Origin of the sequence: Mesorhizobium sp. M1E.F.Ca.ET.041.01.1.1 (assembly GCF_003997355.1) — a bacterium.
Classification (GTDB): Bacteria; Pseudomonadota; Alphaproteobacteria; order Rhizobiales; family Rhizobiaceae; genus Mesorhizobium.
The window spans coordinates 1-2,428 of sequence record NZ_RZSL01000762.1; the positions used below are offsets into that span (position 1 = coordinate 1).

Here is a 2,428-nt window from a genome sequence, read left to right on the forward strand (position 1 = left end):
TCCGGCGATAGCGCGATAGCGGCTGCATCGAGCGCGTGGTCGAGTTGCTCGACGCTCGTCGCCCCGACGATCGGGATGACGGGAAACGGACGAGACTGCACGAAAGCAACCGCCAGCGTCACGGGATGGATGGCGGCCTCCCGAGCGATGGAAACATAGGCGTCGACCGCCGACCAGACCCTCGGCGTGCAACGGCCTCCGAGATCGCCATTGATCGCGCGACGCGATCCTTCCGGCGAATAGTCGGGCCGGTATTTGCCGCTCAGCAGGCCCGCTCCCGCCGGAGAATAGGCGAGCAGGGTCACCCCCTCGTTCATGGCCAGTTCCGCGAGATCGGTATCGTAGTAGCGGCAGAGCAGCGAGTACTCGTTCTGGATCGTCAGCGGGCGCGGACCGACACCGTCTTCGGCGAGGCGCAGCCACTGCGCCATGCCCCATGTCGTCTCGTTCGACAGGCCGAAATGTCGGATCTTGCCTTCTCTGCGGAGCGCACTGAGCGTTTCCAGGCATTCGGCCATTCCGGCCACGATCTCTGCCTTCACCTGGCCGGACGGGTCGAAGCTCCAGACCCTGCGAAAATGATAGTGACTCCGGTTGGGTACATGGAGCTGGTACAGATCGATATAGTCCGTCCTCAAACGGCGCAGCGAGTTTTCAACTGCGATCCGCAGGGTTTCGGCGGTGATCTTCGCGCCCCCGCGCACGACCTCCTGGCCAAGACCCGACACCTTGGTGGCGATCACCAACTCGTCACGCCGGTCCCTTCGGGCGAGCCAGTTCCCGATGTAGCTTTCGGTTCGACCGACGGAGTCTTCGCGAACCGGGTTAACGGGATAGATCTCTGCCGTGTCGATGAAATTCACGCCGCGCTCGACCGCGCGGTCAAGCTGTGCGTGCGCCTCTGCTTCGGTATTCTGACGGCCCCAGGTCATCGAACCCAGGCAGATCGAGCTCACTTGCGGACCGTCCGGACCCAATGCCGTTCTCTTCATCCAAAATCCCTTCCCTGCACCTATGCGACACTTCGCTCGCCGGCCTTTGCCGGTTCAACGAAGCGCGGTGTAGGCCCCATTGCGCAACAACGGAAGCAATCGATCGCCCTGCCGCTTGATCTCGGAGAGGTAAGGCGTGTCCGAGAGCACGAAGTGCGTGATGCCCAGGTCCCGGTACTTGCCGAGCGAGCGGGCGACGTCGGCTGCCGAACCGACCAGCCAGGTGGTGCCGGCACCGCCGCCGCCGTACTTGCCCGGCGCGGTGTAAAGATTGTCGTCGAGCACCTCGCCGCGGACCTGCAGATCGAGTAGCCGTCGCTGGCCCACGGCGACGGCGCGCCCGTGGTCGTTCCAGCCGGCGCCCTTGCCTTTCGCCATCTCGGCGACCTTCGCCTCGGCGTCCGCCCATGCCTGCTCCGTGCTGTCGCGAACCAGCGTGGTGACCCGCAAACCGAACTCCAGCGGAGGCAGGTCGCGGTCGAGTGCCTTGCTCAGGGCCTTCAGCCGATCGATTCGCTCCCGGATGTCGTCGAGCGGCTCTCCCCAGAAAAGCTGGACGTCGGCCTCGGTGGCGGACACCTGCTCGGCCGCCTCCGACGCGCCGCCGAAGTAGAGTTTCGGATGCCGACGGTCGCCACGGACCTGGATGCGCGGCACCACGGTGGAGTTTTCGACGTGGAAGTGCTCGCCCGCATATGTGACGTTCTCTTCGGTCCACAATCTGCGGACCAGCCGCATGAACTCCCTGGTGCGGGCATAGCGATGTGCCTGGTCGCCCTCGCTGTCGCCATACGCGGCAAGATTGTCCTTGCCCGAAACGATGTTGATCCGCACACGTCCGGCGCTCAGGTGATCCAGCGTAGCTACCGCGGATGCGAAGTGCGCCGGCCGCCAATAGCCGGGGCGGATCGCGATGAGCGGCTCGAAGGAGGTCGTCCGGGCGGCGAGCGAGGCGGCGACCGTGAACGTGTCGGGCCGGCCCCAGCCGGTTCCGATGAGCGCGCCCTTCCAGCCGTGCTCCTCCAGCGCCTTTGCGTGACTGGTCAGCGTATCCAGGCTGTTGTGGTTCTCGACAGCGGAATCGCCGCGGTGACCGGGATCGATCTGGTTCGGGATGTACCAAAGGAATTCGGGATCGGCAGTCATTTGGTGCTCATTCTGGTCGGGGCATGAGATCACATGGCGATGTTAAGACCGGTACGATACAGGCGCCAAGCCGCGGGAAGACCTTTGCGCCGGCCCTCGTCCCGTCTTCAGTGCGCAGTCTGAGCGGTCTGCTGCGGCGCCTTGTACGCCTTTGCGGCATAGCGGCTTTCGGGTCGGGCGAGGCCGAGGTGTTCGCGCAGCGTCGTGCCCTGATATTCGCTGCGGAACAGCCCACGCCGGCGCAGGATCGGCACGACCGCGTCGGCAAAGACCTCGAACCCGGTCGGCAG

At 65.0% G+C, this 2,428-nt stretch carries 2 protein-coding genes and 1 pseudogene; all 3 read right to left on the reverse strand.

The window, feature by feature from the left end; genetic code table 11:
• Positions 1-992, reverse strand: a 992-nt coding sequence (locus tag EOA38_RS33730; RefSeq protein WP_127301262.1) for an aldo/keto reductase, incomplete at its 3' end; no start/stop codon positions are given.
• A gap of 54 nt (positions 993-1,046) precedes the next feature.
• Entirely contained in the window at positions 1,047-2,138 is a 1,092-nt protein-coding gene (locus EOA38_RS33735; RefSeq protein WP_127301263.1) for an LLM class flavin-dependent oxidoreductase, read from the reverse strand.
• A 107-nt stretch (positions 2,139-2,245) separates the two neighbouring features.
• Positions 2,246-2,428, reverse strand: a pseudogene (locus tag EOA38_RS33740) (hypothetical protein); the annotation flags it as partial.

What these genes read in the sequence shown, in the direction of transcription:
- EOA38_RS33735 (WP_127301263.1), bottom strand. Translation starts at nt 2,138, where the DNA reads ATGACTGCCGATCCCGAATTCCTTTGGTACATCCCGAACCAGATCGAT.